The sequence below is a fragment of the Mycobacterium sp. 852002-10029_SCH5224772 genome, from assembly GCF_001667315.1.
In the GTDB taxonomy this organism is placed as follows: Bacteria; Actinomycetota; Actinomycetes; order Mycobacteriales; family Mycobacteriaceae; genus Mycobacterium.
On the sequence record NZ_LZHT01000110.1, the window covers coordinates 178605 to 184765 of the forward strand.

6 protein-coding genes and 2 pseudogenes are annotated in these 6161 nt (G+C 66.9%); all 8 read right to left on the reverse strand.

The genetic code is table 11. The features are described from left to right. Nucleotides 1-30: 30 nt before the first annotated feature. On the reverse strand, nucleotides 31-489 hold the full coding sequence (gene rplI, locus A5775_RS20280; protein WP_067256317.1) for a 50S ribosomal protein L9: 459 nt from the start codon (nucleotides 487-489) through the stop codon (nucleotides 31-33). A gap of 39 nt (nucleotides 490-528) precedes the next feature. Continuing rightward, a complete protein-coding gene (rpsR, locus tag A5775_RS20285; RefSeq protein ID WP_067256320.1) occupies nucleotides 529-783 on the reverse strand; it encodes a 30S ribosomal protein S18 in 255 nt (84 codons plus the stop codon). A gap of 38 nt (nucleotides 784-821) precedes the next feature. Then, nucleotides 822-1355: a single-stranded DNA-binding protein gene (locus tag A5775_RS20290; RefSeq protein ID WP_067256322.1), complete on the reverse strand. Its 534-nt coding sequence runs from the start codon at nucleotides 1353-1355 to the stop codon at nucleotides 822-824. 117 nt (nucleotides 1356-1472) lie between these two features. Next, nucleotides 1473-1763 (reverse strand): 30S ribosomal protein S6, encoded by a 291-nt coding sequence (rpsF, locus tag A5775_RS20295; protein ID WP_007771721.1) that lies wholly within the window; start codon nucleotides 1761-1763, stop codon nucleotides 1473-1475. 134 nt (nucleotides 1764-1897) lie between these two features. Continuing rightward, nucleotides 1898-2539, reverse strand: a complete 642-nt coding sequence (locus A5775_RS20300) for a DJ-1/PfpI family protein (RefSeq protein WP_067256324.1) — start codon at nucleotides 2537-2539, stop codon at nucleotides 1898-1900. Between the two features lie 4 nt (nucleotides 2540-2543). Further along, entirely contained in the window at nucleotides 2544-4205 is a 1662-nt protein-coding gene (locus A5775_RS20305; RefSeq protein WP_067256326.1) for a glycosyltransferase family 87 protein, read from the reverse strand. Next, nucleotides 4202-6094, reverse strand: a pseudogene (locus A5775_RS20310) (transglycosylase domain-containing protein); the annotation flags it as partial. The pseudogene A5775_RS20310 and the gene A5775_RS20305, both read right to left, overlap by 4 nt. Further along, nucleotides 6086-6161 (reverse strand): annotated as a pseudogene (locus A5775_RS25920) (hypothetical protein); the annotation flags it as partial. The pseudogenes A5775_RS25920 and A5775_RS20310, both read right to left, overlap by 9 nt.

Consider the following 6161-nt stretch of genomic DNA (forward strand, 5'->3'; position numbering starts at 1 on the left):
CACCGCCGGGAATGAGCGAATGTGGGGCGCTTAGCTCTGCGCGACTACCTCGAGCGCGACCTCGACGTCGACCTCGGGGTGCAGGTGCACCGCGACCGGGTGGGTACCGAGGGCTTTGATGTGCGACTTGGGCAACCGGACGATCCGTTTGTCCAGGTTGGGGCCGCCCGCCTTCTTGATCGCGGCGACGACATCGCCGGCCGTCACCGAACCGAACAGCTTCGCGGAATCCGCCGAGGTCTTCACCGGCAGTGAGACCGGTCCCAGCGCCTCGATCGCCGTCTTGAGTTCGTTGGCGTGGCCGAGGTCGCGCACCGACTTGGTTTCGCGGGCCCGGCGGATATCGTCGGCCTGCTTCTGCGCGCCGTGCGAGGCCACGATCGCCAGGCCGCGCGGGAGCAGGTAGTTGCGGCCGTAACCGTCCTTGACCTCGACAGTGTCGCCGACGGTACCAAGGTGGTCGACGTCAGCCGTCAGAATCAGCTTCATCGTTTCGTACTTTCAGTTGGGTTAAAAGAGGCGCGGCGACTATCGCGCCGAGGAGGTGAAGGGCAGCAGAGCAACCTCGCGGGCGTTCTTCACCGCGATCGCGACGTCGCGCTGGTGCTGCACACAGTTGCCGGTCACACGGCGCGCCCGGATCTTGCCGCGCTCACTGATGTACGTGCGCAGCAACGCGGTGTCCTTGTAGTCGATCGCTTGTCCCTTCTTCGAACAGAAGACACATTTACGCGCCTTGACCGGCTTTTCCGGAGCCGGGCGCCGCTTGTTGGACTTGGCCATGTCTGTCTTTCTTTCCCTTTTCTACTGCTGAAGTTTTGTCAGAACGGCGGTTCGTCGTCGCCGCCGCCGAACGAACCCGATGCCGGCGCACTGCCCCACGGGTCGTCGGCCGGTGCGCCGCTCGCGGGCGCCGCCTGCTGGCGGGATCCACCTCCGCCGCCACCGCCGCCGCCACCGCCGCCGAAGCCGCCACCGCCGCTACCGCTGCGCGAGGCCTTGTTGACCTTGGCTGTGGCATACCGCAGCGAGGGGCCGATCTCGTCGACCTCGACCTCGAAGACGGTGCGCTTCTCACCTTCGCGCGTCTCGAACGAACGCTGCTTGAGCCGGCCCGTGACGATCACCCGGGAGCCGCGGGTGAGGCTTTCGGCGACGTTCTCGGCGGCTTCCCGCCAGATGTTGCAGCGCAGGAACAGCGCCTCACCGTCTTTCCACTCCCCGCTCTGGCGGTCATAGATCCGGGGTGTGGACGCCACCGTGAAATTCGCAACGGCGGCACCCGACGGGGTGAACCGCAGCTCAGGGTCTGCGGTCAGGTTTCCGACAACGGTGATAGTGGTGTCACCAGCCACAGTTTCCTCCTCGTTCCACGCTGTTCCTCGCCGCTCCGGTAGTGGATGTCATGAGCGTGTTCTCGCTGAGCCTACGCAGGTGCATCCCGCCGTGGGTCCACGGCGCGGCCACGATTGTTAGTGCTTGTCGGTGCGCATCACCTTGGTGCGCAGGACCGACTCGTTGAGGCTGAGCTGGCGGTCGAGTTCGGACACCGTCGCCGGCTCGGCTTTCAGGTCGACGACAACGTAGATGCCTTCGGCGTGCTTGGCGATCTCGTAGGCCAGCCGGCGCCGGCCCCAGATGTCGACCTTGTCGACGGATCCACCGTCCTTGCGGACGACGTTGAGGAACGTCTCCAAGGACGGGGCAACGGTGCGCTCGTCGAGCGTGGGGTCAAGAATGACCATGATTTCGTATGGACGCATGGAAACCTCACCACCTCCTCTGGTCTCAAACGGCCACGGTCGATCCGTGACAGGAGGGTCGCCTGCGTCGGCAACCGCCCCAGGCTACCGGATACCGGGCTGACCAGAAAAATCCGGGCGACGACGCAACGTCGCTATTTCCGGGCGGCCGAGTATTCCTTGGCCCTGGCCACCGTCTCCGGGTCGGCCTTGGCGAGCGCACCGGAGTCGAACGGCGGCTGCGGGTCGTACTCGATGAGCAGCTGAGCCGCCTGTGCGGCCCCGCGATCGACGAGCAACTCCACCAGCCGCAAGGCCATGTCGATGCCGCTGGACACCCCCGCCGCGGTGATGATCCGCTGCGGTAGGTGTTCGACGACTCGTTCGGCCACATAGCGGGCGCCCAAATCGTTGAGCAGGTCGGCGGCCCCCCAGTGGGTGGTGGCGGTCAGCCCGTCCAGCAGCCCGGCCGCGGCCAGCAGCAGTGCGCCGGTGCACACCGAGGTGGTGAACCGGGTGTTCGGATGCACCGCCTGCAGCCAGGCCCGGATGGCCTCGTCGTGGATCAGCTGGCGGGTGCCGATGCCGCCGGGGAACACCACCACGTCCGGCGCACTCACCTCGTCGAAGGTGGCGTCGCAGCTGACGCCGAGCATTCCGTTCTCGGTCCGCACCTCACCGCGCTGGTGCCCGACGAACACGACGTCGATCGACGGGATGCGTTGCAGCACCTCGTAGGGTCCCACCGCGTCGAGCGCGGTGAAGCGCGGGAAGAGCGGAATGGCGACCTGCGTCATGGCGTCATGCCGTCCTGGTGCCGCTTGCCATCGCGGGTTGTTTGTCGGCGTCGTCGGACGCGGGTGCGCTCGCGCGGCGCGACCCCGGCGGTCGCAGCCAATCCGGCAGCCAATCGGGCGGGGCGTCGGGTGCGCGGTCGAACGGACCACCCGCCGGATCGTCCACCCGTCCGGCCCAGCGCACCAAATCCTCGTCGGGCCGATAAATCTGCCGAATCACTAACGCGCACAACGCCATGACCGCGACGTCGCGCAACAGCACCGTGGTCGTGAAGAACTGCTCCGGCAGCGAACGGTTCGGGTTGCCGTACAGGTAGTACATCCGCGGTATCCACACCAGCGCGTCGATGGTCATCCATGCCAGCAGCACCCGCCGGTGCGGCAGCGCGAGCACGGCCAGCGGTACCAGCCACAGCGAGAACTGCGGGCTCCACACCTTGTTGGTCAGCAGGAAGGCCGCCACCACCAGGAACAACACCTGCGCCACCCGCGGCCGCCGCGGAGCCGTCAAGATGATGAACGCGATTGCCACACAACATGTCACGAACAGCACTGCAACGACCGTGTTCAGCACCGTCGGCGGCTGCCAGAACCCGATCTTGGGATCGAACCCCCGCCAGCCGGTAAACGACTTGACGACGTTGTACAACGAGTCCATGTCGTCGCCCCGTCGCGTATTGAGCCGGAAGAACTCCGACCATCCGCGCGGAAAGAACACCAGCACAGGCAGGTTCACCAACAACCAGGTCACCACGGCCGCGACCGCCGTGCGGCTCCACGCCCGCAGCCGCCCGGTCCGGATCCCCAGCAGCAGCATGGGTCCCAGGAACAGCAGCGGATACAGCTTTGCCGCGGCGCCCAAACCGATCAGCACGCCGGCGAGGGCCGGCTTTCGCCGCGCCCACGCCAGCAATCCGGCCATCGCGAAACCCGTTGCCAGCGCATCGAAGTTGGTGAAGATCTGAAAGATCAGCACCGGTGACGCCGCCACCAGGGCCGCATCCCAGACCCGCCGCCCGGACAGGCCCGCGGACGCCCAGACCGTGGCCAGCCACGCCAGCGCCAGCCCGAACGCCGAGACATTGAAGAACATCACCACCTCGGCGACCACCGGAAGCGGGGCGAGCTTGCTCAGCGCGGTGTAGGTCTTGGCCAACGCCATCGACACGTACTGATACATCCCCGTCAGCACCGGATACTCCATGTACCGCACCGCGGGCTTCCCGTCGTAGCGGATCTGCTGGGCGCCGGTGGAGTCGGTCTCGATCCAGCTCGACTTGTACGGAAACTTGCCCTGGCTCAACAATTCCGCGCCGTAGAGCGGCACCGTATCGGAGTAGCACAACTCGTAGTAGGCGCGCTGGTTGTCCCAGTTGGCCACGCGCTGATCGCCGGTGCCGGTACCGGCGCCTTGCAGACAGGCGGCTTTGGTCGACCAGCCGAGCGCCAAAAAGACCAGCCCGATCAGGAACATCACCCGCAGCGGGGTCATCAACCGAGCGCGGCCGATCAGCGCGTGGCGGCCCACCGGTCCCCCGACGACGTCGGCAAGTGCGGCGCCCAGAAAGTCCGTGCGGCTCGGGCAGTCTCGGTTGCCGACGCTACGTAGATCCGCGGCCAGCGGTCGCGGTGAAATGGTGGCGCCGGGTTCCGCGGGCCCGGTCACGGCGGCGGTGGCGGCGCTTGAGGTCCACCCGGCGGGGCGCCACCACCCGGCTCCGGGGAGCCCGGCGGGCCGCCCGCGGGCGGCGGTGGCGCCAGCGTGATCGTCGTGGGCGGACCGACCGGGATGGTGATGCCCGGCGCCACTTCAATGCTGGGCTGGATGACGGTCTCCGAGGGCGGTGCCTTCGGCGGGGGCGGTGGTGCCGGCACGCCCGCATAGCCGCCGATCTCGGCGGGCTTGGGGAAGGATTCGTTCGAGGTGCCCTTGAGCGCCCCGTCCATAGTGGACTTCCAGATGTCCGATGGCAGGCCCGACCCGTAAACCGGTGCGCCCGAAGCCGTTACCAGCGGCTCGTCGCCTTTGGCCGTACCCACCCACACGGCCGTCGACAGCGACGGTGTGTAGCCGACCATCCAGGCGTCCTTGTCCGAGTTGGTGTCACCCAGCTGCGTGGTGCCGGTCTTGGCCGCCGACGGCCTGCCGCCGGCCAGGGCGTGGCCGCGTGAGTAGCTGGCGATCGGCGCCATGGCCGCGGTGACGTTGTCGGCAACGGCCTTGGGGATGCGCTGCTCGCCGTTGTTCTCGGATTGGGCGGCATCGAAGAGCACCTGGCCGTCGGAGTTGACCACCTTCTGCACGAAATGCGGACGGTGATAGACGCCGGAGGCGGCCAGCGTGGCGTACGCCGAGGCCATGTCGAACACGCGGGTTTGATACTGACCCAACACAATTCCGTTGTTCGGTGGTCCACCCTTGCCGTCCTCGGACAGCGTGTGGGCCACACCGGGGAAGCTGGTCGCGATGCCGGCCCGGTGCGCGGCGTCCGCCACGGCCTGTGGTCCGCCCTTGAGCTTGAGCATCAGCCGGTAATACGAGGTGTTCAGCGATTGCTTGAGCGCCTGGGCGATGTTGCACGTCCCGCAACTTTCACCCTCGACGTTCGTGATCTTGATACCGTCGACGGTCAAGGGCGAGCTGTCCACCTGAAAGCCCAGGCCGATCCCCTGCTCGAGCGCGGCTATCAAGCAGAACACCTTGAACGACGACCCGGTCTGCAATCCGGCCTGAGCGAAGTCGAAACCGTTGGCGTCGCTGCCGCCGTAGTAGGCGCGGATGGAGCCGTCGCGCGGATCGACCGACACCGCCGCGGTGCGCATGTCGGGGTCCTGGCCGTCAAGGTATTTCGACACGGCCTTTTCGGCGGCCTGCTGGGCCTTGGGATCGATGGTGGTGGTGACCTGCAGCCCTTGGGTGTTCAGCGTGCGCTCGTCGATGTTGAAGAGATCCATCAACTCTCGGGTCACCTGGCGCTCGATCAGCCCGTCGGGCCCGGTCGTCTGGTTCTGCGCGCGCGCCTGATCGGGCGGCACTGTCTGTGGGAACACCTGCGCGGCGCGGTCGTTCGATGACAGCGCCTTGGTCTCCACCATGCCGTCGAGCACCCAGTCCCAGCGGGCCAGGGCGCCCTTGGGGTCGACGGCCGGGTCCAGGGTCGAGGGCCGCCGAATCAGGGCCGCCAGCAGCGCCCCCTCCGAGACGGTGAGCTGCTCGACGGGCTTGTCGAAATAGGCCTTCGCCGCCGCCGAAATGCCGTAGGCACCGCGGCCGAAGTAGATGATGTTCAGATAGGACTGCAGCACTTCGTCTTTGGACCACTCCCCCGACATCTTGGTGGCGATGACCAATTCCTTGGCCTTGCGCATCAGGCCGCTGATGCCGTGCTGCGCCGAACCGACGAGTGCGTTCTTCACGTATTGCTGGGTGATCGTCGACCCACCCTGCAGGTCGCCGCTGCCGAACAAGTTGTTGTTCACTGCCCGCGCAAAACCGCTGAAGTCGAACCCGGGGTTGGAGTAGAAGTTGCGGTCTTCGGCGGCGATCACCGCTTTGGTCGCCGCGCTGACCCTTTCCCGATGCTCTTCGGCGGAGACCTCGCCGTCGCTCAGCGCGTTGTCG